Here is a 23,853-nt window from a genome sequence, read left to right as displayed (position 1 = left end):
GAAAAATGAACGATAAAATCTGGAAAAAATGTGTGGAATTTCATGGTCATGAGTGCGGCGGCCTTACCATTGGCTATAAGGCAGCTCTTTACGCCATGGAACTTTTGGACATTAAGATGGGGAAAGACTGCTGTGTCTCCCGGGATGAACAGCTTGTGTGTATTTCAGAAAATGACGCCTGCGGCGTGGATGCCATTCAGGTAATACTGGGATGCAGTGTGGGAAAGGGGAATCTGCTCTTTCATATGTGCGGAAAGCAGGCATTTTCCTTCTATAACAGAGATACCGGCAAATCCGTACGCCTGGTTCTGAAACCACGCCCGGAAGGCCTGAGCAAAGGGGAATCCTTCCGGTATTATCAGGCGTGCAGTTTCGAGGAAATGTTTGATGTAAAGGAGACAAAGATCGCACTGCCGGAAAATGCAAGGATCTTCAAATCCATCTGCTGTTCCCGCTGCGGGGAGACTGCATCGGAAAATATGATGCATCTGCAGGGGGATGAGATTCTCTGCAGGGACTGTTATCGTGAATATAACAGATTTCAGGTTTGACAAAGCCGCGTCCGGCGGTTATAATGCAGGAAGAACCGTAACGATTCAGCAGGTCTGCCCGTAACTGTAAGGCCGCTGAACAGTTACAGTAAATAAATATCAATTTAGAAATGAGGTGTCTTTGTGCTGAGGGTTTCCGTAGTGGAGATTACAGAATAATCGAATAATCTGTAGGGATAGTATATCATTTTTTCTGATACCCTATCCTTGTATCAGTGTACCCTGATGGCTGATACATTCGCTTACGAACCCTTATCATACACTTCAAATATATTGGAATGATGGAGAGAATACAGTGCTTGGCTGCTTTGAAGGCGGCTTGTTTTTGCGCTGCTGTATGGATTTTTCTCATGGAAGACCACAGAAGTCGTATACCCGTTCGGGGCGATGTATCTGTGGTCTTTTTGTAATAGTTCAGACGGGTCTGTGTTCAGCTTGTCGGAACGGTTACGTCTTTTTTAGAGAGGAAAAAACATGAGCAGAAAATCATTGGAAACAATCGGATATTATCATATATTAGAAAAATTAAAAGAATGCGCCGCCACAGAGAATGCGGGAAACAGAATCATGGAAATGGTTCCCATCCTGTCAGAGACGGAATTGAGAAAGCAGCAGCGGGATACCACCCAGGCGAGAGCTATGATAGAGCTGGCGGGAACTCCGCCCATACCGGCCATGGAGCATGTGGAGGAATATCTGCAGAAGGCGGTCAGAGGTGATATGCTCCTGCCGGAACAGCTTGAGGAGACCGGCATGTTCCTGAGTGCCGTGCGGCGGCTGAAATCCTATCTGCTAAGAGGTGAGGAGGGACGGATCAGCCTTGCCTATTATAACCAAAACCTGGCCTTTCCTGAGGAACTGCAGGAAGAGATAGAGCGCTGTATCAGAGGCGGAAGAGTGGATGACTATGCCTCCGCCTATTTAAAAGATATCAAAAAACAGATTCAGATCCTGGAGGAAAAAGTAAGTGAGAGGGCAGAGAGGGCACTGAAAACCAACAGACAGTATCTGAACGACTCCTTTGTAGTCACCAGAAACGGAAGATTCTGTATCCCTGTGAAGAAAGAGTGCAGGTCCATGGTTCCGGGCAGCGTTGTGGAGCAGTCTTCCACAGGCGCCACACTGTTCATAGAACCGGAGGCAGTGGCAAACCTTCGGGAGGAGCTGGAAATATACAGGATCGAGGAGGACGCGGAGGAACGGAAAATCCTGTACACTCTCACCAATATGACTGCTGAGAGGGAAGCAGAGCTGATGGAGGACATCCGGGTCATCCAAAAGCTGGACTTCATGTTTGCCAAGGGAAAACTGAGCCTGGAAATGGATGCCGTGGAACCGAAGATCAACCTGGAACAGTATATGGAGCTGAAAGGCGCCAGACATCCCATGCTGGAGAAGGAGAGCTGTGTACCGCTGGACTTTCAGATCGGCAGGGGAATCCGCGGCGTGATCATTACGGGACCGAATACCGGAGGTAAGACGGTGGCTATCAAGACAGTGGCGCTGATGAGTGCAATGGCCTGCTCGGGCCTGCACGTTCCCTGCAGGGAAGCCGATATATGTATGCAGAACCAGATCCTGTGTGATATCGGTGACGGGCAGAATATTTCGGATAATCTGTCAACCTTCTCAGCCCACATTAAAAATGTGCTGGACATTTTAAAACGGGTAAGACCGGACAGCCTTGTGATCATGGACGAACTGGGTTCCGGAACAGATCCTCAGGAGGGAATGGGAATCGCCATTTCCATACTGGAGGAACTGCGCAGGAGCGGTGCCCTCTTTCTGGTCACTACCCACTATCCTGAGGTGAAAGAATACGCGGACAGGTACGGGGACGTGCAGAATGCCAGAATGGAGTTTGACAGAGACAGCCTGAAGCCTTTATATCGGCTGAAAGTCGGTGAGGCGGGGGAGAGCTGTGCCCTGTATATTGCAAAGAGACTGGGATTTCCGGACAAAATGCTGGCTGCTGCAGCCAGGGAGGCATATGGGGAGAGAAGTGAGGCTCTGATTCAAAATATGCACCTGCACGGCGGCAGCAGCAGGCTGGAAAAGCTTCACGCGCCGCGTATTGAAAAAGCAGCCGTGGTCAGGGACAGCATGGACGCTGTGCGTAAATTTACCAGAGGCGACAGTGTGACCATACTGCCGGATGAAAAGATCGGAATTGTGGTGAAACCGGCAGATAAGAACGGAAATGTCCTGGTACAGCTCAGAAATGAAAAGATGCTCATCAGCCATAAACGGCTTAGGCTGAAGGTGGCGGCTGCGGAACTCTATCCTGAGGACTATGATTTCTCCATTATATTTGACACTGTGGAGGTCAGAAAGGCTCGTCACAAGATGGGAAAACACCACATGGAGGGCCTGGAAATAGAAGTGGAGGAATAGGGAATAGGCTGCAAACCTGAGGGAAGTTTCTTTGATGTTTACTGAGGAATCTGTTATAATCCTTGATAAAGTATAAAGTACCAGGAGATTTTTATGCAGAGAATACTAGTGATAGAGGATGACACGGATATAAACAGGCTGCTGTGCCGGATTCTTGCGAAGGCGGGATATGAGACAACGGCTGCGTATTCGGGAACAGAGGCACAGCTGAGGCTTGAGAGGGAAACGCCGGACATGATCATGCTGGACCTGATGCTTCCTGGAATCAGCGGGGAGGAGATTATCAAAATGGCGCGTACGGAGATGGGACTGCAGATTCCAATCCTTGTCCTGTCTGCCAGGACTGCCCTTAAGAACAAGGTGGAGACCATCACGCTTGGGGCAGATGATTATATCACAAAGCCCTTTGAGCCGGAGGAGGTGCTGGTACGCGTCATGGCTGCTTTCCGGCGTTGCGGCAGTCTGGGTGCCGGAACGGAATCTGAACGATACACGTATAAAGACCTGATACTGGATCAGGCATCCAGAACCGTCACGGTAAAGCAGAGGGAGATTTCCCTGACCAGATACGAATATGAGATTCTGTGCATTCTGATACAGCAGCCCCGGAAGGTATTTTCCAGGGAAAGCCTCTATGAACAGGTATGGAAAAACGGGTATTACGGGGAGGATAACACCGTCAATGTCCATGTGAGTAATATCAGGAAAAAGATAGCAGCCATAGACCCGGAGGCGGAGTATATCCGTACAGTCTGGGGCATCGGATTTAAAATGGCGTGAATCCGTCTTTACGATTTCTTTAAAGTTTCTTGAAGACTTATTAAAAAGCGGCCGATTATAATATAGCCACATGAAGAGATAAGTTCAGGAAAGGATGAAAAAGATATGACAGCATATGCAGCGGAAGCGAGAAAAGTCACCAAGCGGTACGGCAGTTTTACTGCACTGGATAAGGTTGACATAACTGTAAAAAGAGGAGCCGTTTACGGATTGGTAGGGGACAACGGGGCAGGAAAAACTACATTTCTGAAACTGTTGTCAGGCCATATTTATGCGGATGAAGGGGAGCTTACCTTATTCGGCTGCCACAGCCGGAAGGATATGGAGGAACAGAGGAGAAGGACCGGAGCTGTCATAGAGGCGCCGGGATTCTATCCCCAGATTTCCGTGGAGAAGAATCTGGAGTATTACCGGATATTAAAAGGGGTTCCGGGCAAAAGGGCAGTGGATGAAGTCCTGGAGCTGGTGGGGCTTGCAGACCGGAAAAAGAAGCGGTGCAGGGATTTATCCCTGGGCATGAAGCAGCGGCTTGGCCTTGCCATTGCCCTGATCGGTGAACCGGAGCTGCTGATCCTGGATGAACCGATCAACGGCCTGGACCCAAGCGGGATCATAGAGATCAGGAATCTGCTGCAGCGGCTCAGCCGGGAGAAGAATATTACCATTATCCTGTCCAGCCACATACTCACAGAGCTGGAGCAGCTTGCCACAGTCTATGGGTTCCTTACGGACGGAAAACTGGCTGAGCAGATCACCGCGGAGGAGATAAAAGAAAAGTGTTCGGACTACATTGAGATCAATGTGTCAGAACCGGAGCGGTATACTGCTGTTTTGGAAAAGAAATTTCACACGGAAAGCTACAAGGTCCTTCCGGACAAGACCATTCATATTGTCAATCCCATGATGGATATCGGCGCGTACAGCCGCCTTGCCAGCGAGAACCGGATGGATATCTCAAGGCTGGAGAGAAGACAGGTGACGCTGGAGGAGTATTATATGGATTTGAAGAACGGAGGGCGGAAATATGCTTAATTATATAAAAGGTGAGGGATACCGCATTACACACAGCAGGGGAATGTACGTGGCAGCAGGAATCGCATCAGGGCTGCTGGTGCTGATGAATCTGGTGCTGTATATAAGCAATCAGAATATTACAAATTTTCCATACGGCCTTATGAGCTTTTCACTGAATAATCTGATCGCTAATCTGCAGATTCTGTTTATATCGGGTTTTGTCGTAGCGGCGCTGCTGTTTGGTGATGAGAGAAAAAACGGTACTTTGAAGAACGTGGTGGCTTATGGGATTCCAAGGATACATATTTTTATCGGAAAATGTGTTGTCAGTATCGCCACAGCTCTCTGCTGTATGGCAGTTATCCTGGTCTTTTACGTGGGAAGTGCCTATCTGCTGCTGGGTGGTCCCGCGGCCGAGCCTTTGGGAAAGATGGCAGGGGGAATCGGAGCGGCAATGCCCAGTGCCTTTGCGGCTGTGATTCTGGGGGTGGCTTTACTCACCCTTTTTGAGAAGGATGTGGTGGCAGCGATCGTCTGGTTTGCGGTTATGAATGTGATTCCTGTCATCTGTTATTATGCGGGGTTTAAGGTGGAAATTCTGCGTAAGATCGCCGGATGGATGCCCTGGAACATCTTCCGCTTTGAGGTGAGTGCCAATATGTCGGGGTACCACTGTCTGTGGGATACTCCCTCCGGACTGGCAAAATGCATCATAGCAGGGGCTGCCGGGATTCTTATCTTTGGCGCAGCGGGTATTTTAGTAAGCAGGAAAAAGGAAATCGGATAGAGTTTGTCCGAACCGTGTGAAGGAAAGGGGTGTGGAAAGTTTGCTGTATTTCGTGTTGGGTCTGCTGAGCCTGACTTCTCTGTATTTTTTCCTGCGATGCAGAACCATGGCAGGAGCAGTCAGACGGACCAATCGTGCGCTGAAGGAAATCAGCGGCGAACTGGAGGCCAACCGGGTGCTGAAACTGCCTGCGCCTGACCGAGAGATGGAGGAGCTTCTTGTAACCATCAATGAGGCGCTCAGGAAGATACGGGAGCAGCACCTGGAATATGCCAAAAGAGAGCAGGAATTCCAGAGACAGATTGAAAATATCAGCCATGACCTGCGCACGCCTCTTACCTCCATGATCGGATATCTGGATATTATGGACAAAACAGCTCTGGACCCGGAGGACCGGGAGGCACTGGAGGTGGTAAAACGAAAAGCCCGCTTTCTGCAGCAGCTTGTGGGCCAGTTCTATGAGTTATCCAGGTTCTCCGGGGAAGACTACACCCCCAGGGTGGAACATGTGGATATTGCACGTCTTCTCAGAGAGACCATTGTGGATTACTATCCGGAATTGACTGCCAGGAATCTTCTGGTTGACATAAATATTATGGAGGGGCCGGTGAATGTCCGGGCAGACAAGGACGGGTTAGAGCGCGTGTTCCAGAATCTTCTGCAGAATGTATGCAGATATGCCGGAAGAGAGCTGTCCGTCCGCCTGGATAGAGAGGGCGGCAGGGCAGTCATATCTTTTACGAACGATGCGGAGGGAATGTCAGAGGAGACAGCGGGAAGGCTGTTTGAGCGTTTTTACACTGCGGACAGTTCCAGAAACCAGGGAAGCACAGGGCTGGGACTCACCATCGCCAAATGTCTGACAGAGAAAATGGGAGGTACGCTGACGGCTGCAAAAGAAGGAAAGTATTTAAAATTTATATTGACGTTATAAAGGTATGCGATTCTTTCGTGTACCTTTTTGGCGGCTGAGACAGCAGACATTCTGCCATAAGAAAGGAGAGAAAAAACTTGAAATATATTCTCATACTGGAAGACGACGCAGATCTGGCAGCGGGGATGGAGATGGCACTCATGAGTGATGACTTTTCCTTTACGATCTGCAGTACCATAAAAGAGGCAGAGGAAAAGTTCCGTCAGCAGACATTTGATCTGCTCATACTGGATGTGAACCTGCCGGACGGCAGCGGCTTTGAACTGTGCCGGAAGATAAGGAAGAGCAGCAAGGTATCCATTATCCTCCTCACTGCCAGGGATATGGAGCTGGATATTGTGCGGGGGCTGGAATGCGGCGCGGATGACTATATCACAAAACCATTTTCAACCATGGTCCTGCGGGCAAGGATACGGGCGCTTCTTCGGAGGACGGCCCCGGAACAGGAGACGGATTATGCACAGGGACCATTCCGTTTTCAGTTTGCAACCATGGAGTTTTTAAAGAACGGGATACCCGTAGATTTGAGCAGGACAGAACAGCGCATTTTATATCTGCTGGTCTTTCATCCGGGACAGATTCTGACCCGGGAACGTCTGATGGAGTGGGTGTGGCCGGACGGCACGGAGTATGTGGAGGACAATGCTCTTTCTGTCGGGATCCGCCGCCTCAGGGATAAGCTGGAGGATAATCCCTCCAAACCGGAGCATATCAAGACCGTATATGGAAAAGGATATCAGTGGGAGAACTCCTTATGAGCGGGGCGCTGATATCTGCCGTCGTCCTTGCCTGCGCTGCATTTGCGGGGGCTGCCGGTTATACTTTCCGGTACCGGAGGCGTATCAGAAGGCAGATGGACACAGTGTTGGAGCAGCTTGACCGGGCAATCGGCGGAACCATCCAGGAGTGCAGTTATGATGAATCTATGGATTCTGCTGTCATACAGCGGCTGAACCAGCTTGTGGAGATGTCACGGATGAACTGTGAACAGGCGGACAGGGAACGGAATCTGGTAAAGGCACTGATCTCAGACATTTCCCATCAGGTACGTACGCCTCTGACGAATATTATGCTCTATGCAGGTCTTCTGGAGGAACAGGAGCTTCCGGAACAGGCGGGGAAAATGGCTTCCCAGATTCACAGACAGGCCGATAAGCTGGACTTTTTTATGAAGGAACTGGTGCGTTCCTCCTATCTGGAAACAGAGATGATCGCCGTACATGTGGAGAAATCTTCCGTGGATGAGCTGATCGCCAGGGCATGTCAGGCTGTGGAGATGCAGGCACTGAAAAAGGGGATTGTCATAGAGGCGGAGTCTTCCCCGGAAAGCGCATTCTTTGATATGAAATGGACTGTGGAGGCACTGGTCAACCTTCTGGACAATGCGGTGAAGTATTCACCGGCCCAGTCTGTGATCCGTGTCCTGTCGGTTCCCTATGAATCCTTTTTGTGTGTTCGTGTGAAGGATGAGGGAATCGGCATCCGTGAGGAAGAACAGGGACTGATTTTCCAGAGGTTCTACCGATCCCCGGAAGTATCCGGGGAAAAAGGCCTTGGAATCGGTCTGTATCTTGTGCGGGAAATCATAAAAAAGCAGGGAGGTTACATCAAGGTAAAATCAGAACCGGGCAGCGGAGCGGAATTTTCTGTTTATCTGAGAAGGAATTGAGAATATTACAATCTTGTCATATTTGAGAAAGGATGTGGAAAGCTTTCTCTGTTATATTGTAGGAGAACCAAGAACGAGGAGGACTTTTCATATGGAAATACTGGTTACGGAAAATCTGAGGAAATATTATCAGTTGGGAGATGCAACGGTCAGGGCATTGGACGGAATCAGCCTTACTGTGGAAAAAGGTGAATTTATAGCCATTGTAGGCAGATCCGGGAGCGGAAAATCTACTTTACTCCACATGCTGGGCGGTCTGGATGTGCCCACATCCGGAACGGTGATCGTGGACGGCAGGGACATATCCGGTATGACAAAGGATGAGCTGACCATATTCAGGCGCAGGAAGATCGGGTTTGTATTTCAGAACTACAATCTGCTCCCGCTTATGAATGTATACGAGAATATCATACTTCCCATCCAGCTTGACGGCATCAAGCCCGACAGGAAATTTGTGGAGAATATTCTGGAGATGCTGGGTCTGGGAGAGAAAAAGTTTGCCATGCCGAATCAGCTCTCCGGCGGGCAGCAGCAGAGGGTAGCCCTTGCCAGGGCGCTGGCAGCAAAGCCGGCCATTATCCTGGCTGACGAACCAACCGGCAACCTGGACAGCAGCACCAGCCAGGACGTCCTGGGACTCATTAAGGTATCCGGCGAGCAGTTGGGCCAGACGGTGGTCATGATCACCCACAACGAGGAAATCGCCCAGATGGCAGGCAGGATCATACGTCTGGAGGATGGAAGAATCTGCGGAGGTGATGCTGTATGATGAAGGTGAACAATAGGAAAATCATCGCCTCTGTGGCAATGAGGACTTACAGGGCAAATAAGAAACGGAATGCGCTCACTGTTTTTGCGGTTATCCTCACTACATTTCTGATAACGGCAGTGCTGGGAATCGGTATCAGTTACTGGGATGCCGTATCCCAGCGCGCTATCCGCATGAACGGAATGGATTTTGACATGGAACTGACGGAACCCCGCGCAGACCAGGTGGAGCTGGTAAGGGATATGGAATCCGTAAAGTATGCGGGAGTCGCTGTCAAATGTGCCATTGCTGAGACATACCGGGATGTATCCCTTGATAAAACAAGGCTTTACTGGGTGGACGACACCTGCTGGGAAAAGCAGTGCATTCCGGCATACGAGTTTTTTAAAGGGAGTTATCCGAAAAAAGAGGAGGAACTGGTACTTTCCACTGCGGCTCTGGAGGACATGGGAATCAAGGAGCCGGAGATCGGAATGGAATTACCCCTCACCTACTATTCTTTAGCCGAGGACCCCGAGAGACAGGAGCTGGAAGATTCGGTGTCTGCACAGCAAAATATCAGCAAAACGTTTATTTTAAGCGGATATTACAGGGACTATTCCGGAAAGCAGTATGGCTATGTGTCACAGTCGTTTTATGAGACGACAGGTGTGAAGCAGACAGATTTTACCCAGGGAGCGCTGAAGATCACCTTAAAGAAATCTCTTTATTCCGCGAAAGATATTATGAACATACAGAAACCCCTGGATTTGCAGGACAGGCAGATGCTCATAGCAGATGACCATATTATGCAGAATTTTATCAGGATGGCAGTGGGCGTTGGGGGACTGCTTGTGATGATTCTTATAAGCGGCTATCTCTTTGTCTATAATACGCTTTATATCTCTGTCTCAAAGGACATTCGGTATTACGGGCAGCTTAAGACTCTGGGCATGACCTCTGTGCAGTTAAAACGTCTGGTCTATCTTCAGGCGCTTTGGAATTCCTGTATGGGCATACCGGTGGGGATGGCGCTTGGAGCAGCGGTTTCGGCCGGACTCATCCCTACGGCGCTCAGATTGATAGACCCTGAAATGTCAGGAATGAAGATTGTCACGGTACATCCTCTTATTTACGTGGGAGCCGCCCTGTTTTCGTCAGCTACAGTCATTGCCGGCTGCCGAAAACCGGCTGTTATCACAGGGGAGTGTTCCCCCATTGAAGCTGTCAGCTACACGGGGCTTACAAAAGGCAGGGAGAAGCAGAAGGAGCGGGAGAGAGGTCTGAAGGACATGGCCCGCAGGAATATGTTCCGGGACAGGAAGCAGGCCGCTGTGATCCTGGGCTCTTTTTTCGTAGTTCTGACTGTATTTCTCTGTGTCAATGCAGTGATCAGGGGAAATGACGCGAAAAATATCCTGAATCAGATCCGTTCGTGTGATATTACGGTTAATAATCAGACAACCCTGGAAGAAAAACTGCCTCTTATTACGGAAGAGAGACTGGATGAGATCCGCGCCATAGAGGGCGTGAAGGAGATAAGGCCGGTGACTACGGCACAGATGATTGTCCCATATCAGGAGGAGTTATTAGGTCCGTATTATAAAAGACTATATCAGAGCAGATACTCACCGGGGGACTATGAAAAAGATATAGAGGAATACAAAAAAGATCCGCGTGCGTTAAACTGCATATTCGACGGGCGTTTCGTGGGAATCAGTCCCGAGGAATTCCGGAAGATAAATGATACTCTGGGAGGGAATTTAGACGAGGAAGCCTTTGAAAAGGGAGAGACTGCCATCGCAGTGCCATTCTGGGCATCTGCAGAGGAGGCAGTAGGAAAAAAATTTCGTTTTTTCCTTCCGGATGGTCAGGAGCCGGAGAAAGAGCATGAGATAACTGTTGCAGCAACTGGAGAAAGCAGTATGGACGGAGGAAATGTAATAGATGACCCGTCTGAATATTCCGGAGGCTATTGCCCGAATCTGCTGGTCAGCAATACTTTGGCGAAGGAACTTATGGGGGATAATATTTTAACTGAAGTGGTACGGATAGAGTATGAGAAGCCGTATGACAAAGAGACGGAGAAAGCAGTAAAAAGTGTCTTCCGGGATGAAAAACAAATTTCTTTTGATTCAAAATTGACCCGGTACCAGGAGATGAAGTCATCGGAGCAGCAGGTGAAAGTCCTGGGCGGCGGACTGGGCATAATCCTGGCAGTGCTCGCCATTCTGAATTATATCAACATGATGGCAGCCGGTGTCCAGAACCGGGCAAAGGAGTTTGCCACTCTGGAGAGCCTGGGCATGACGCCGGGGCAGATAAGGAAGGTATTGGTCCAGGAGGGACTTGGTTACGGAATACTGTCTATCCTGCTCTCTATGGCCGTGGGACTGCCCCTTAGTTATATAGTCTTCCAGAGTGTAAAGGTGTACAATATGGGGTACTCTCTGCCTGTCCTCTATAACCTGATTTTATTTGCGGTCATCATCGCGGTATGTGTTATGGTTCCGCCTCTTATTTATCAGATGACACAGAAGGAAAGCGTGATTGAGAGGCTGCGGGCGGATGTGGATTAGCTACAGAGCGTTTCCGATGAGTATGACCACGGTAAAAGAGGTATCATCATAGGAAATGTGCAGTGTTCCATTGTATTTTTCCACAGTCCTCTGTACATTGGAGAGACCCAGGCCGTGTTCGGATTTGTTTTTCTTATCCGAGATATAGTTTCCTTTATCCATGAGGACTTTATTTCTCTTTTCATTTTTGATCTCATAGCTGAAGAATCCGTTGTCCGCTATTCTGGCCTTGACGGAAATGCTGCGCTTTTCCGGTTCAGGTATTTTCCGTGAGGCCTCAATGGCGTTGTCCAGTGTGTTGGCGAATATGGAACACAGGCTGACCTGGTCAATGGCTGTGACTTCCGGCAGATCAATGTGGAAAAAGCAGTCAATGCCGCTGTCTTCAGCCTGGCTGTATTTTGCGTTCAGTACGGCATTCAGAACGCTGTTTTTACAGAAGCACCGGTTTTTGGGCGTTATCTGGGATTCCAGTTCCCGAAAATAGGCATGGGCGGCCTCCCTGTCTTCCCGGTCAAACAAATCCCGGATGACCAGCAGGTGGTGGTTCATATCATGGCGGAATCTGCGTATTTCTGTCTGGTTTCTCTCCAGTTCTTCATAATAAACACGCTGAAGTTTCAAGTTGTCCTGCTCCATTTCCTGCTGAATGGTATTCACAAAATACCCTGCCAGATAGAGGCTGCCTATATTGGTTGCCATGCAGGCAATGGCGCAGGGCCATATTTTATAGGTCTCCTCCGGGGGATAATAAATATACCCTGTGATGCTCACAAGGGAGGCAAGGCAGATGATTCCCAGAAGAATCCAGGTATTGCGGCTGTACAGTCGGCTGGCCTGCCGGACTCTGCTGACAAAGGTTCTGTAGATCAGATACCAGAAGAGAATATGAATACAGCCGTCCAGGATAGTGACTGCCAGATCTACCGGCAAACTCTTCCCGCTGGCAAGCCAGATGCTCAGGGAAATGTCGGATACCAGGAAGTTCAGGGCAATGATCAGAGGATAGATGACAGCCGTCACAGAGAACTTGGAGACTACAGAGCCTTTAAAGCAAAAAAGCGTCAGAAGCAGCAGCCAGACCAGATCCAGTGTGACATTGAACATGTCCTCAGGGTCAATGACCATGCCGGGAATGAAAATGCCGGATATAAAAATGAGAATATCATAGAAACGTCCCTCTTTTTGAGGGAGGATACAACAGAGCATACGGCAGAAGAAAAACGACGTGACCACATACAGCCCCATGCTTATGAGCCGCCCTGCGCTTTCCATGATGATTTGACTGTCCATACTTTTTCCCTCCCTGTTTTATTTCAGCATTGCCCTGGCAAAGGCCGTTTCCAGTTCCTGCCGGAAGGCCCTGCTGACCGGAAAGGAACGGCTGCCCAGTATGCACCGGTCCCTCTCCAGCGTAGTCACATAATTCAGATTTACGATATACCGGTTATGGATCCGTATAAAGCAGGAGGGAAGTTCCCGGTATACTTCATCTATCCTGCCGTAAAAGGCAACAAAGTCTTCCTCCAAAAGGGCCTCCACCTTCCTGCGGTCGCTCTGAAAAGCAATGGTCTGACTGAGAGGGATGCGGATGACTCTTGCTTTCTGTTCTATTACGAAATACTGTTCCTTTGACAGATCCAGCTCATGCAGGGCCTGTCTGAGAACCTCTTCTATTTTTTCTTTCCGGTAAGGTTTCAGAATGTAATGAAAGGCATGGACTTCATAGCCCTGGAAGACAAAATCCGGGTAAGCGGTTACGAATATGATAATGCCTTTCATCCCCTTTCTGCGCAGCAGTTTGGCTGTCTCTATGCCGTCCAGGCTCCTCATTTCAATATCCAGAAAGAGAATATCAATATCAAGACAGGAGATTCCGGCAGTGAGTTCCTCACCGGATTCCGATTCAGAGATCAGATATTCCACGCCCTGAAGCTGTAAGACCTGTTCCAGTATTTGGCGGAGAGGTTTTCTCATCTCCGGTTCATCATCACAGATTCCTATTTTTACCATAGCAAGTCACTCCTTTATAATCCTGTTATCTGCATTTTACAGGAAGTCCGGGCGGTTGTCGATTCTTTCCCGGAACTTTACAAAATCAGTGTCAAACTTTACAATGGGCCGAATGCGGGTTTTTCCTTTCTGTATTACCATTTAAAGTGTAGACAGACAGCAGGTTTTTTATCAGTGAAAGGAGAATATTATGCTGCAGGTGGAACATTTGTCAAAGAGCTACAGGATTGGTAACCAGGTATACCCGGTTCTGAAGGATATATCCATAGAGGTGGAGAAGGGGGAATTTGTGGCTGTTATGGGGCCTTCCGGCAGCGGAAAGACCACCCTTTTAAACTGCATTTCCAGGTTCATTCCTTATGATGAGGGGGCAGTTCTTCTGGGAGGGGAGGATATATCCAGACTGAAGGAGGATGAACTGGCTAAGGTGAGAAACAGGAAGATGGGGTTTGTCTTCCAGGATTTTATGCTGCTGGACGGCCTCACTGTCTTTGAAAATATCTGTCTTCCCCAGATCATTGATGAGCGCCCGGCTGCCCAGATGGAGTCAAAGGCGGAGAATATCTGCCGGGTATTCGGGATTGATAAGATCATGCAGAAGTATCCGGCTGAGATATCCGGAGGGGAGAAGCAGAGGACCGCTGTGGCAAGGGCGCTTATGAACCACCCGCTGGTGATTCTGGCGGATGAGCCAACGGGAAATCTGGACAGCAAATCCTGCAGGGCAGTGATAGATGCGTTTCTCAAAGCAAGGGATACCATGCAGGCAACCGTATTTATGGTGACCCACGACAGCTTCGCGGCTTCCTTCTGCGACAGGGTCATTATCCTGAAGGACGGACAGGTCAGCGGAATACGGGAGAACAGAGGAGACAGAAAAGCGTTTATGGATGAGCTTTTGGATACGATACGTGTATTGGGAGGGGACTTTGATGACAATGAATAAAATTATGGGGAAACTGCGGCGGCACAATAAGAATCAGTATACCCTGCTGGGAATATGCGTGTTTCTCTCCGTGCTGCTGGTGACTTCCTTTACACTTATGTATTTTTCCCCCACCGTGCAGGGGCTGCTGCCGGAGGGAGGAGATACCAGAAAGCTGTCATGGCTTATGATGGGAGTCACATTTGTGGGGTGTACGGTTTTTACGGTCTACGGTGCAAATCTGTTTTTCCGGCATAAGAGCAGAGAAATCGGAGTGCTTTTAGCCTTGGGCGAGAGAAAAAGAAAATTGGGAAAATGCCTTGCCGTGGAAGTGGGGATAGTGACGGCCCGGTACGCGCTCGGGGGGCTTGTGCTGGCGGTTCCCCTCTCTTTTCTTATATGGAAGGGATTTGAGGCACTGATCCTCACACAAGCAGGGATGAAATACCGGGTGGGGGCCGGAGGACTGGTTATCGGCATTGTATTCGCGCTTTTTCTGGTCCTGTGCATTTTCCTGCTGGGTCTGCGTTTTATTCGGCGGGTCAATCTTATAGATATATTAAATGAACAGAGGAAGACAGAGATGGTGAGAGAGATAAAGCCATGGACGGGCAGGGCCGGCATCTTTCTCATCCTTGTAGGGCTTGTGCTGGCAATGGCAGTGCCTGCAGTCTGCATGAGAGGGTTTCTGTTTGTCATGCCCTCTTTCTGGAATGTCACTTACTGTATCAGCGCGGCCGGATTGTATCTCTTTATGCTGAGTGCGATAGGGCGCACAGGCAAGGGCAGGAACCCGGAAAAATACTATAAGAATATTGTGTCTGCCAATCTGATGCGTTTTACGGCAAGACAGACGACAAAAAATATGTGTGTGATCACACTTCTGGTGTTTGTCCTGCTCTTGTCCGCGTTTTGGGGAGCCATGTATTACCGTTCTGCCTATGCCGGGGGAGAGGACGCGCCGTATGACTATTCCATGCATTATCCCGCAGAAGAAAAGCAGATCACCAGGGATGATATTTTCGGGCTGGCGAAAAAGTATAACGTGGATATAGAGACATATGAGGAGGCAGAAGCAGTGGTGCTGTATGTGGATTACCGGATGCGGGATCTGACAGACAGCGGGAAATATGTGGATCTGAATTCCGGGAAACTGGCCTCGTTTGTCCGGGCATCTGATTTTTCCAGGATTGCCGGGCGCGGGACAGAGCTTAAACCCGGGGAATACAAGACCATCGTTCCCAGCGGATACCACCCGTCCATATGGGTGAAACCGGACTGTCTGCTGTCTGTAGAGAACAGGGAACTGTCCTATCAGGGGACGGAGGAGTTCGATAATTTGACAAATACCAGTGAACCTTTTACTTTTATCCTTTCCGATGAGGATTACCGGCGCTTTGCGGAAGCGGGTAAAACCGACAGGGAGAAGCTGGTCTTCTTCCGTGTGAAGGATGTATACAGCACATATGAGTTTGCCGTGGAACTGAAAAAGGAATACATTGCCCATGCGGGAGCACTGTCGGACCATCTGGCGCTGTACGATGCCTATGAGGAAAAATGCGCCGAACAGGAGGGACAGGAATACTTTTACAGCGGAGAAGCCGGTCTTTCCGTGGATAATCCGGAGCTTATGAGTGACTGGAAATACGCACCCTTTTTTAAAGTTTTGATAAAGGCTGACGCCATGCAGATGGTTGCTGTTTTTGTGCTGCTGAGTGTGTATATTGCGGTGATCTCCCTGGCAGCCGTGGGTGTTATGACCTATGTGAGAAGCGTGACTATCGCAATGGACAACAGGCAGCTCTTCAGCGATCTGGGAAGACTTGGAGCGGACAGGAATTATATAGAAAGGGTGATTCGCCGACAACTGCGGAAGATCTTCACATATCCGACAGCTGCCGGGAGCACGATTGTTCTTGTGTTTTCCATGCTGCTGATTTATTTTAATGATATGCACCTGGATGCAGCGGAGGTACAGTTGTTTGTGATGGAACTGGGGCTGATTTTTGGAGTGGCACTGTTTATGTATGTGATGTACAGGGTGTCACTGCGGAGGATGGAGAGGATTGTATTGTGACGGACTGTTCCGTATTGACCGGAGATGAACAGAAATATATAATGTACTTGTAGGTATATTGCCATGTCATAACAGGGAAGGCGGTACAGGGAGTGTCAAAGGAAAAGAAATGGCAGTTTGAACTGGAAAATTATATTCGGCAGGGAGAACCTGATAAGGCAGAGAAAAGTGAGTCCTGGCAGACTGCTATTGGTCTTCAGGATGTAGACGGACTTAAGATATCGGAATATTTGTTGGAAACAGCAAAAGAACATATTGAGGGAAAAATAAATATTGATGCAGCGCAAAAGAGAATTCAAAGCTACTATGAAGAGCGGGACGAACGCAGAGACTTAGAAGATGATACAAAAGAGGCGGATATTGTTTCAACACGGATCACAAGAATTTTGGGCGAGCATACTTTTCAGTTTTCACCTGCTGAATGGCTGACGATACATCGACGTCTATTTGAAGGTGTATTTGATCATGCCGGGAAAATCCGACCATATAATATTACAAAAAAAGAATGGGTGCTAAAAGGAGAGACGGTATTTTATGCATCATGTGACAGTATAAAAGATACATTGGACTATGATTTTAATATGGAAAAACGGTTTTCTTATGAGGGAATGACTGTATCAGATGCAGTGAAACATGTTGCAAAGTTTACATCTGATATTTGGCAGATTCATCCCTTCTGCGAGGGAAATACCCGGGCAACAGCAGTATTTATTATAAAGTATCTAAAGACTCTGGGATTTGAGGTAAGTAATGAAGCATTTGCTGAACACTCATGGTATTTCCGCAATGCTTTAGTGCGGGCTAATTATAATGATTTAAAAAATGATATCCATGCAACAACGAAGTATTTGGAATTGTTTTTTGAGAATTTTCTGATGGACAGGCATCATCAATTAAAAAATCGTTATCTTCATGTAGATTATTCAGATGAAAAGGAAATTAAAAGTGCAGCAGAAGAGATTTCAAAGTGCAAAAATTGCACTTTGGATTGCACTTTGGATGAATTTGAAATTCTTAAAAACATTTCTAAGAATCCTGTTATAACGCAGAAGCAGTTAGCTGAAAAGCTTGGAAAGTCAGAACGAACCGTGAAGAACAGGACAAAAGTGCTGCAGGAAAAGGGTTATATCAAACGGCTGGGCGGAAAGCGGAATGGCAGATGGGAATTGCTGGTGGAACTGCAAAGATAAATATCCTGCAGCTTGTCAGTATGAATTTTCAAACACGCTCTTGTACATTGAAGCACTTTGTATCAAAAGATACAGAGTGCTTTTTAGTGCGCCCGGCGGGCGCGCGTTCTATAGGGTGAAAGTCTCGAAATCCGCCCGGTAGTGGGAAGGATGCAGTTGAACACCAAGGGCGTCGTGGGTAACTGCGAGTCTGAAGGAAGGTGTAGACGAATCTCCGGTTTGACGAACAGAATAATAGCCCAGCTGGGATATATCTCCATGTAGGACTATTATCTGAAAGTCTGTGAAAACTAGAGAACCCCCTTGGTACCGAACGGGATGCCATTAATGGTATATGGTATAATCAAAAAGAAAAAATTTCACGTTTTCTGTAACGAAAACTCTATTTCCCGGATATATGAGTAAAGAGAGGTGAGGAAGAGATGTTAGACATGGATGTCATTTACAGGGAATACGCAGATTCGGTGTTCCGTTTCCTGATGACCCTGTGCCGCGAGGAGTGTACCGCGGAGGAGCTGACCCAGGAGACATTTTACCGGGCAGTGCGCTCAGCCCATAAATATGACGGAACCTGTAAGGTGTCTACCTGGCTCTGCCAGATCGCCAAGCATTTATGGTATCAGGAGCTGGACAAACGAAAGAGAAAGGGTACATCCATGCTGGAGGAAAGTATGGTCTCCGACAAGGCCGGACCGGAGGATGAGCTCTGTATCAGAGAAGAGAAGATGGATGTGTTTAAAAAGGTGCATATATTGGACGAGACTGCAAAGGAAGTGGTGCTTCTGCGCATAACAGGTGCATTTTCTTTTAAGGAAATAGGGGAGATATTCGGTAAAAATGAAAACTGGGCCCGCGTGACTTTTTACAGGGCAAAGCAGAAAATTGTGAAAGGAAGGTAAGACTATGAAGTGCGAAATTATCAGGGATTTGCTTCCCAGCTATGTGGACGGGCTGACCAGCAGAGAGAGTGACAGGGCGATTGAGGAGCATTTGAAGGACTGCAGGGAATGCAGGGCGTATCTGGACGAGATGAAACAGGAAGTGCAGAAACCGGAAATGACAGAAGCGAATAGGAAGGCGATTCGGCCGTTTAAGAAGGTAAAAAGGATAATCTGGAAGGCCGTCGGACTGACGGTTCTCATATGCGCGCTGATATTCGGCGGACTCAGTTACTATTACGGAAAGAGCTGGAATGTAAAGTCCGGGGACGTGAACCTTTCAAAAGAGTATGTTGGAAAAATTGTGACGATCAAGTTTGCGCCAAAGGATAAAAATATATGTCTTTATGCGGAGACAGAACCGGGAGATACCAATGTGATAACCGTCAGGGCTTCCCGAATAAACCCACTGAATAAATCCAATCACAGAAATGCATACTGCGGTTATACCTTTATAGATGAGGAGACAGTTCTTACACCGGAGGGAAAGGCAGAACAGATTTCAGAGGATGATGTTCTGCGGATAGAGTATGGGGATAAAACAGAAGAACTCAGCCTGAAAGAAATGGCAGAGGAGGCGTGCAGGGAGAAGCTGGCATCTTCTGAAGACGTGGAAATGACATACAATAAGATGGAGAATGGCATGGTGTCCATTGACTTCCGGCCAAAACTAATGGGGCTTACCCTGACAGCAGAAAAGAAAGGGGAATATGAAATAGAGATCATAGAGCACTATGATGACACCGGAAATCTTCCGGATAACAGAGGCGTATCCTGCGGCTATACATTTACGGATGGAAATACGATTCTGGGAGCAGACGGTGAGGAAATAAAGCTGACCGGACAGGAAGTGATCACAGTGAAATACAGAGATAAGACAGAGGAGATTTCCATTAAGAAACTGGCAGAGGAAAATGCGCAGTAACATTCAGTGAACTGCAACTCAGGTGCTGCGGCTGTATAATTATATTTACACAACATCCATTGATATTCTGAGAAATGTTGGGTATAATATAGATGGGTGAAAAGAATGAATTTAATTATAAGTACATTGCTGCAGGAAAAGCAGCGGATTGATTATATGCTTGCAAAATACCAGGAGGCTCTTGCGGAATTGCCAAAGGGCACAATTTCTGAAAAGCAGGTCAAAGGTAATACTTACTACTACCTGAAATACCGGGATGGAAAAAAGATTATTTCCAAGTACGTTGGGAAGAAGGAAATTGAAACACTTAAACAGCAGATTGACAGGCGTCATCATATTGAGGCAATGATTAAATCACTGCTGGAAGAACAAAAACTTGCAGCAAAGGTATTGGAGGGGAATTTATGATTTTGTATCATGGAAGTAATGTGGTCGTTTCCGAACCGAAGCTGATTCAGCAGAACCGGTTTCTGGATTTTGGTTTTGGTTTCTATACCACCACAAACAAAAAGCAGGCCATAGGCTTTGCGGACAAGGTTTACAGGCGCAGAAAAAATGGACGCAGGATTGTCAATATCTATGAGATTGATGAACAGAAAGCCTTTGCAGAATGTTCCATTTTACGGTTTGATACTGCTGATGAGGTATGGCTTGATTTCGTATCGGATAACAGATCAGGCAGCTATGAGGGCGAAACATTTGAATTTATCTTTGGTCCTGTTGCTAATGATGATGTTTATACCACATTTACCCTTTATACTGCGGGAGTATTAACTAAGGAGCAGACATTGGAGGCTCTTAAAATCAAAAAGTTATATAACCAGTTAGTGCTTACCTCAGAAAAGGCGTTAAACTACTTAAAGTTTATCGGCACAGTGCCGGAGGGGGAATTTTAATGGAAAAGCAGAAATTTGAAGCTATGCTTATGCTTCTTGTACCGCAGGTGATTCACTTGATCACTGAGAATTATCCGTATGATGAAGTGTCTGCCACTAAAGAATTTTATGATTCTGAGGTATATTCCTTTCTGGAGCAGGAAGATACGAAGCTGTGGCATTTGAGCGCTCTAACCCTGTTTAATATGTTTGATGAAGAAAAAAAGACAGGTACATTTATATTTCCGGAGGAGGCATGATTATGAGTAAAGAAGGTAATTTTTTAATCTATTGTACCGAGCAGTATAAATCAGCAAAAGGCCTGACCGGAAGACAGATTTCTGAACTATTCACAAAATACCGAGTATGGGATTATATCTTTTCCTGTTTTGAAGCTCTGCATACAACCGGAGAAAAGTATATTGTGGAAGATATTGACCTGTATATCGAGGCAAGACAATCGACCATGATTTAATTGCCGGCGGAACTGCATTATTAGTAACCGGCAGAGAAAAATGCGCAGTAACATTCAGCAGGACAGAGAATATCACCGGTGGGATTTTGGCCGGTGATATTTTGCTGTTTAGAATCTGTAAATCTTTACATCAGATACAGCAAAATGTGATAGAATACTTGTAACAGAATATGAATGAGGAGGGGCAGCATGAACGATAACAGGATCACATTTGAGGAGGAGCAGACAGAACTTCTCAGAAAACAGTTGTTTGTATCAAGGATGATCGCTGTACTGCTTGGAATCATAGCAGTGGTGTTGATCACAGTGGGCGTGGTACTGGTCATCAATATATCGGGGCTGGTGACGGATCTGCGGCAGACCTTGAAGACCTTTAATGACTCTGTAGTACCCGCTCTGGAAAACCTGGATATAGACAGCCTGAACCAGGCAATCGAGAATCTGGGAGAGGCTTTGAAACCACTTTCCGGGCTGTTTGGAAGATAGGTGAGAAATATTGATTGATACGCACGTACATTACGATCATAAGAGGTTCGACTGCGGGAGATACAGTCTGCTGGAGGAAATAGTTTCTTCAGGGGTGGAAAAGGTTGTAAATCCTGCTATAACATTTGATTCCAATCATATGATGCGGAAATTCTTTGATGACTTCCCTTGGATCTATTATGCCGTGGGAATCCATCCCAACTGTCTCGGTGAAGAAAATGCAGAGCAGGATACAAAATGGGAAATGGAACTCAGGAAACTGGCAGGAGATAGTAAGACAGTTGCCATTGGTGAAACCGGGCTGGATTATTATCGCGTTCAGGACACAGAAATGAGAGCCAGGCAGAGGGTCTGGTTTCATAAACAGCTTGAAATTGCCCAGGACATAAAACTTCCGGTGATTCTTCATATCAGAGATGCGGATGACGAGGCTGTTCAGATATTAAAGGAACATCCTCTGCAGCATTCAGGCGTGGTACACTGCTTTGGCGGCGACACTGCCAGAGCGGCGGAATATATGGATATGGGACTTTTTCTCGGAATCGGAGGCAGAATTACATATCCGCAGGAGGAAGCAGTAAGAAATGCAGTCAGGCAGATACCTATGGAGGCCATTTTGCTTGAAACGGATTCCCCCTACGTAAAACCCAAAGAAGCCCCCGGGAGCAGAAATACTTCCCTGAATCTTATGGAAGTCGTAAAAGCAATTTCAGATTTGAAACAGTTAACTTATGAGGAAGTTATAACTATTACAACCGGGAATGCAGAAAGACTGTTTGATTTTCAAGATTAGCCCTCAAAATGCCGCAGGAGCAGATGGGGAAAAAGGGAGAGCGGAACAGATACAGAATAAAAAGCACATATAAGGAGAAGGCATGAGCGAGAGATGTGATTGGTGTAAGGACAATGGGATTTTACAAAAATACCATGACGAGGAGTGGGGAATTCCCCTCCACGATGACAGGAAACAGTTTGAGTTTCTGATGATGGAGGTCATGCAGTGCGGGTTGAACTGGAATATGATGCTGAAAAAACGCCATATATTCCGCCAGTGTTTTGATGACTTCGATTACAGGAAGATTGCTGTGTATGATGAGGGAAAAATACAGGAAATCATGGAGACACCCGGAATGATCCGTTCCCTCCGTAAAATTCAGGCAGTCATTAATAATGCGTGCAGGTTCCTGCAGATAATCGAAGAGTTTGGCAGCTTTGACACCTATCTGTGGTCCTGGACAGGGGGAAAGACACTTGTTTACAGAAGCCATCAGACTGAGGGTGCCGCGAAAAATGAACTATCCGACGCAGTGAGTGCTGATCTGAAGAAGAGGGGCTTTAAATATCTGGGTTCTATTACCGTGTACTCCCATCTGCAGGCATGCGGGATGATAAATGACCATGATGAGAATTGCTTTTTGTATGATGAGATATGTAGGAGATATCCGGTGGAATACAGGGAGTAAAATATTCACCATAGGGGAAATAGATACACATATTTCTATGCGATTAAGTGCATATGATAATTAAAAATTTGCAATAACAAAGAAAAAATAGAGATTAGTCTCTTGACATAAAAACTGCATTTGTATATAATAATAGTTAGAAGAAAAGCGTGCTTTTCTAGTGGGCTAACACTTAAATCTGAAATATTTGTCAATCATGTTCATATGATTGGCCGTTGGCGGACAACACTAAAATCCGATATGTTTACCAGTCTTTTACTGGTCGTTGGCAGACAACACTAAAATTAGCCATGAAAAGAGGGTATGTAACACAGTGGTGTTATTACTCTCTTTTTAAATTTATGGAAATGTAGGATTAATATATGAAATATACAAAAGAGGAAGCTAAAAAAATGGTTCTGAACTGTGCAAAACAGTACAGGAAGAGATTATCAAATAAAAAATTTTTGATTATTTATCGTGAGAGGCAGGATAATTGCATACGAAGCATAGAGGTGGCCTTCTATGAGAGAAATTACCAACATCTTACTGGAATAGAGTTAATTGAAAGAGATGGTCGAGTATTACATAATCAGTCGGTAAACTTCTATAGAAAGTGTATAGAAAATAAATTAAGTGTAAATGAGTTTCAATTTAAAAAGGATGGAACTACATATTTAAAATTGGCAGCCCTGCCTTCGATAATGAATATTACAAAAATAACAAAGATTACCGGGGATTATAATAATGTGCGTCCTTATCTCTTTGTTGATAAAGTGGTGGGCAATGTGAATTTCTGTCTGGGTTTAAGCAGGGAGGGTAATCACTATGTACCTTCATCGGCGTTGCTTGAAGACATTAAGAAACTGACAGCGTTTCCATCTCAGGTTCTGGCTATATTGGAAAAAGATATGGACACAGAAATATATAGTGTGATTAAGCATGTGGCAAAAGGCCTGAATTTTAATCATATTATTCTGCCGGATAAGATAAAGGCGAAAATATGCCTTAATGATTATATTTATAAAGGTAATGAATTATAACGCAATCG

At 46.8% G+C, this 23,853-nt stretch carries 25 protein-coding genes; 23 read left to right on the top strand and 2 right to left on the bottom strand.

Annotated elements, in window-relative coordinates; genetic code table 11:
* Window positions 1-5: 5 nt before the first annotated feature.
* From V8Q34_RS14295 to V8Q34_RS14250, 10 genes are all read left to right on the top strand, one after another.
* On the top strand, window positions 6-551 hold the full coding sequence (locus V8Q34_RS14295) for an FmdE family protein (protein WP_227246029.1): 546 nt from the start codon (window positions 6-8) through the stop codon (window positions 549-551).
* A gap of 474 nt (window positions 552-1,025) precedes the next feature.
* Window positions 1,026-2,945 carry an endonuclease MutS2 gene (locus tag V8Q34_RS14290; protein ID WP_033139930.1) on the top strand — a complete coding sequence of 640 codons (1,920 nt, stop codon included), beginning with the start codon at window positions 1,026-1,028 and terminating at the stop codon, window positions 2,943-2,945.
* A gap of 93 nt (window positions 2,946-3,038) precedes the next feature.
* Complete coding sequence (locus tag V8Q34_RS14285) at window positions 3,039-3,725, top strand: response regulator transcription factor (RefSeq protein WP_227209656.1); 687 nt, start codon at window positions 3,039-3,041, stop codon at window positions 3,723-3,725.
* A gap of 105 nt (window positions 3,726-3,830) precedes the next feature.
* The gene (locus V8Q34_RS14280; RefSeq protein WP_033139928.1) at window positions 3,831-4,757 is read left to right on the top strand and encodes an ABC transporter ATP-binding protein; all 927 of its coding nucleotides are present in this window, start codon (window positions 3,831-3,833) and stop codon (window positions 4,755-4,757) included.
* A complete protein-coding gene (locus V8Q34_RS14275) occupies window positions 4,750-5,526 on the top strand; it encodes an ABC transporter permease (RefSeq protein WP_033139927.1) in 777 nt (258 codons plus the stop codon). Before V8Q34_RS14280 ends, V8Q34_RS14275 begins: the two co-directional genes overlap by 8 nt.
* Before the next feature lie 31 nt (window positions 5,527-5,557).
* The gene (locus V8Q34_RS14270) at window positions 5,558-6,460 is read left to right on the top strand and encodes a sensor histidine kinase (RefSeq protein ID WP_146051657.1); all 903 of its coding nucleotides are present in this window, start codon (window positions 5,558-5,560) and stop codon (window positions 6,458-6,460) included.
* A 77-nt stretch (window positions 6,461-6,537) separates the two neighbouring features.
* Complete coding sequence (locus V8Q34_RS14265; RefSeq protein ID WP_033139926.1) at window positions 6,538-7,218, top strand: response regulator transcription factor; 681 nt, start codon at window positions 6,538-6,540, stop codon at window positions 7,216-7,218.
* Window positions 7,215-8,129, top strand: coding sequence for a sensor histidine kinase (locus tag V8Q34_RS14260; protein ID WP_227246033.1), 915 nt, complete (start codon window positions 7,215-7,217; stop codon window positions 8,127-8,129). Before V8Q34_RS14265 ends, V8Q34_RS14260 begins: the two co-directional genes overlap by 4 nt.
* A 91-nt stretch (window positions 8,130-8,220) precedes the next feature.
* Window positions 8,221-8,898: an ABC transporter ATP-binding protein gene (locus V8Q34_RS14255; protein ID WP_227246036.1), complete on the top strand. Its 678-nt coding sequence runs from the start codon at window positions 8,221-8,223 to the stop codon at window positions 8,896-8,898.
* Window positions 8,895-11,456: an ABC transporter permease gene (locus tag V8Q34_RS14250; protein ID WP_335835735.1), complete on the top strand. Its 2,562-nt coding sequence runs from the start codon at window positions 8,895-8,897 to the stop codon at window positions 11,454-11,456. The genes V8Q34_RS14255 and V8Q34_RS14250 overlap by 4 nt, the downstream gene beginning before the upstream one ends.
* Here the strand turns inward: V8Q34_RS14250 and V8Q34_RS14245 are convergent, their stop codons facing one another.
* Together V8Q34_RS14245 and V8Q34_RS14240 are read right to left on the bottom strand one after the other, a co-directional pair.
* Entirely contained in the window at window positions 11,457-12,749 is a 1,293-nt protein-coding gene (locus V8Q34_RS14245) for a sensor histidine kinase (RefSeq protein ID WP_335835734.1), read from the bottom strand.
* An 18-nt stretch (window positions 12,750-12,767) separates the two neighbouring features.
* Window positions 12,768-13,469 carry a response regulator gene (locus V8Q34_RS14240; protein WP_033139921.1) on the bottom strand — a complete coding sequence of 234 codons (702 nt, stop codon included), beginning with the start codon at window positions 13,467-13,469 and terminating at the stop codon, window positions 12,768-12,770.
* Between the two features lie 190 nt (window positions 13,470-13,659).
* On the opposite strand from V8Q34_RS14240, the gene V8Q34_RS14235 reads away from it, so the two are divergent.
* From V8Q34_RS14235 to V8Q34_RS14175, 13 genes are all read left to right on the top strand, one after another.
* Entirely contained in the window at window positions 13,660-14,415 is a 756-nt protein-coding gene (locus V8Q34_RS14235; protein WP_148391883.1) for an ABC transporter ATP-binding protein, read from the top strand.
* Entirely contained in the window at window positions 14,402-16,471 is a 2,070-nt protein-coding gene (locus V8Q34_RS14230) for an ABC transporter permease (protein WP_335835733.1), read from the top strand. The genes V8Q34_RS14235 and V8Q34_RS14230 overlap by 14 nt, the downstream gene beginning before the upstream one ends.
* Before the next feature lie 92 nt (window positions 16,472-16,563).
* The gene (locus tag V8Q34_RS14225) at window positions 16,564-17,661 is read left to right on the top strand and encodes a winged helix-turn-helix transcriptional regulator (RefSeq protein ID WP_103731002.1); all 1,098 of its coding nucleotides are present in this window, start codon (window positions 16,564-16,566) and stop codon (window positions 17,659-17,661) included.
* Window positions 17,662-18,083: 422 nt separating this feature from the next.
* The gene (locus tag V8Q34_RS14220; protein ID WP_054351407.1) at window positions 18,084-18,560 is read left to right on the top strand and encodes an RNA polymerase sigma factor; all 477 of its coding nucleotides are present in this window, start codon (window positions 18,084-18,086) and stop codon (window positions 18,558-18,560) included.
* Between the two features lie 4 nt (window positions 18,561-18,564).
* Window positions 18,565-19,524, top strand: coding sequence for an anti-sigma factor family protein (locus V8Q34_RS14215; RefSeq protein WP_335835732.1), 960 nt, complete (start codon window positions 18,565-18,567; stop codon window positions 19,522-19,524).
* A gap of 156 nt (window positions 19,525-19,680) precedes the next feature.
* Entirely contained in the window at window positions 19,681-19,932 is a 252-nt protein-coding gene (locus V8Q34_RS14210) for a hypothetical protein (RefSeq protein WP_156120809.1), read from the top strand.
* On the top strand, window positions 19,929-20,420 hold the full coding sequence (locus V8Q34_RS14205; RefSeq protein WP_335835731.1) for a DUF3990 domain-containing protein: 492 nt from the start codon (window positions 19,929-19,931) through the stop codon (window positions 20,418-20,420). The genes V8Q34_RS14210 and V8Q34_RS14205 overlap by 4 nt, the downstream gene beginning before the upstream one ends.
* On the top strand, window positions 20,420-20,659 hold the full coding sequence (locus V8Q34_RS14200) for a hypothetical protein (protein ID WP_033139914.1): 240 nt from the start codon (window positions 20,420-20,422) through the stop codon (window positions 20,657-20,659). Before V8Q34_RS14205 ends, V8Q34_RS14200 begins: the two co-directional genes overlap by 1 nt.
* Window positions 20,660-20,661: 2 nt before the next feature.
* Window positions 20,662-20,874, top strand: a complete 213-nt coding sequence (locus tag V8Q34_RS14195; protein ID WP_033139913.1) for a DUF3791 domain-containing protein — start codon at window positions 20,662-20,664, stop codon at window positions 20,872-20,874.
* 189 nt (window positions 20,875-21,063) lie between these two features.
* On the top strand, window positions 21,064-21,360 hold the full coding sequence (locus V8Q34_RS14190) for a hypothetical protein (RefSeq protein ID WP_033139912.1): 297 nt from the start codon (window positions 21,064-21,066) through the stop codon (window positions 21,358-21,360).
* A gap of 10 nt (window positions 21,361-21,370) precedes the next feature.
* Window positions 21,371-22,153, top strand: a complete 783-nt coding sequence (locus V8Q34_RS14185; RefSeq protein WP_335835730.1) for a TatD family hydrolase — start codon at window positions 21,371-21,373, stop codon at window positions 22,151-22,153.
* An 82-nt stretch (window positions 22,154-22,235) separates the two neighbouring features.
* Entirely contained in the window at window positions 22,236-22,823 is a 588-nt protein-coding gene (locus V8Q34_RS14180; RefSeq protein ID WP_335835729.1) for a DNA-3-methyladenine glycosylase I, read from the top strand.
* Window positions 22,824-23,185: 362 nt separating this feature from the next.
* Window positions 23,186-23,845: a PBECR4 domain-containing protein gene (locus V8Q34_RS14175; RefSeq protein WP_335835728.1), complete on the top strand. Its 660-nt coding sequence runs from the start codon at window positions 23,186-23,188 to the stop codon at window positions 23,843-23,845.
* Window positions 23,846-23,853: the final 8 nt, after the last annotated feature.

The sequence above is a fragment of the Blautia sp. JLR.GB0024 genome, assembly GCF_037000545.1.
Lineage (GTDB): Bacteria > Bacillota > Clostridia > Lachnospirales > Lachnospiraceae > Blautia > Blautia celeris.
The sequence above is the reverse complement of the archived record's forward strand: the minus strand, read 5'-3'. Positions and strand labels throughout refer to the sequence as shown.

Bases quoted from the DNA above. Each gene is read 5' to 3' on its own strand.
- V8Q34_RS14295 (WP_227246029.1), top strand. From the start codon at position 6: ATGAACGATAAAATCTGGAAAAAATGTGTGGAATTTCATGGTCATGAG.
- V8Q34_RS14215 (WP_335835732.1), top strand. From the start codon at position 18,565: ATGAAGTGCGAAATTATCAGGGATTTGCTTCCCAGCTATGTGGACGGG.
- V8Q34_RS14175 (WP_335835728.1), top strand. From the start codon at position 23,186: ATGAAATATACAAAAGAGGAAGCTAAAAAAATGGTTCTGAACTGTGCA.
- V8Q34_RS14255 (WP_227246036.1), top strand. From the start codon at position 8,221: ATGGAAATACTGGTTACGGAAAATCTGAGGAAATATTATCAGTTGGGA.
- V8Q34_RS14230 (WP_335835733.1), top strand. From the start codon at position 14,402: ATGACAATGAATAAAATTATGGGGAAACTGCGGCGGCACAATAAGAAT.
- V8Q34_RS14180 (WP_335835729.1), top strand. From the start codon at position 22,236: ATGAGCGAGAGATGTGATTGGTGTAAGGACAATGGGATTTTACAAAAA.
- V8Q34_RS14245 (WP_335835734.1), bottom strand. From the start codon at position 12,749: ATGGACAGTCAAATCATCATGGAAAGCGCAGGGCGGCTCATAAGCATG.
- V8Q34_RS14235 (WP_148391883.1), top strand. From the start codon at position 13,660: ATGCTGCAGGTGGAACATTTGTCAAAGAGCTACAGGATTGGTAACCAG.
- V8Q34_RS14195 (WP_033139913.1), top strand. From the start codon at position 20,662: ATGAGTAAAGAAGGTAATTTTTTAATCTATTGTACCGAGCAGTATAAA.
- V8Q34_RS14220 (WP_054351407.1), top strand. From the start codon at position 18,084: ATGTTAGACATGGATGTCATTTACAGGGAATACGCAGATTCGGTGTTC.
- V8Q34_RS14275 (WP_033139927.1), top strand. From the start codon at position 4,750: ATGCTTAATTATATAAAAGGTGAGGGATACCGCATTACACACAGCAGG.
- V8Q34_RS14205 (WP_335835731.1), top strand. From the start codon at position 19,929: ATGATTTTGTATCATGGAAGTAATGTGGTCGTTTCCGAACCGAAGCTG.
- V8Q34_RS14240 (WP_033139921.1), bottom strand. From the start codon at position 13,469: ATGGTAAAAATAGGAATCTGTGATGATGAACCGGAGATGAGAAAACCT.
- V8Q34_RS14200 (WP_033139914.1), top strand. From the start codon at position 20,420: ATGGAAAAGCAGAAATTTGAAGCTATGCTTATGCTTCTTGTACCGCAG.
- V8Q34_RS14290 (WP_033139930.1), top strand. From the start codon at position 1,026: ATGAGCAGAAAATCATTGGAAACAATCGGATATTATCATATATTAGAA.
- V8Q34_RS14280 (WP_033139928.1), top strand. From the start codon at position 3,831: ATGACAGCATATGCAGCGGAAGCGAGAAAAGTCACCAAGCGGTACGGC.
- V8Q34_RS14250 (WP_335835735.1), top strand. From the start codon at position 8,895: ATGATGAAGGTGAACAATAGGAAAATCATCGCCTCTGTGGCAATGAGG.
- V8Q34_RS14260 (WP_227246033.1), top strand. From the start codon at position 7,215: ATGAGCGGGGCGCTGATATCTGCCGTCGTCCTTGCCTGCGCTGCATTT.
- V8Q34_RS14285 (WP_227209656.1), top strand. From the start codon at position 3,039: ATGCAGAGAATACTAGTGATAGAGGATGACACGGATATAAACAGGCTG.
- V8Q34_RS14210 (WP_156120809.1), top strand. From the start codon at position 19,681: ATGCTTGCAAAATACCAGGAGGCTCTTGCGGAATTGCCAAAGGGCACA.
- V8Q34_RS14190 (WP_033139912.1), top strand. From the start codon at position 21,064: ATGAACGATAACAGGATCACATTTGAGGAGGAGCAGACAGAACTTCTC.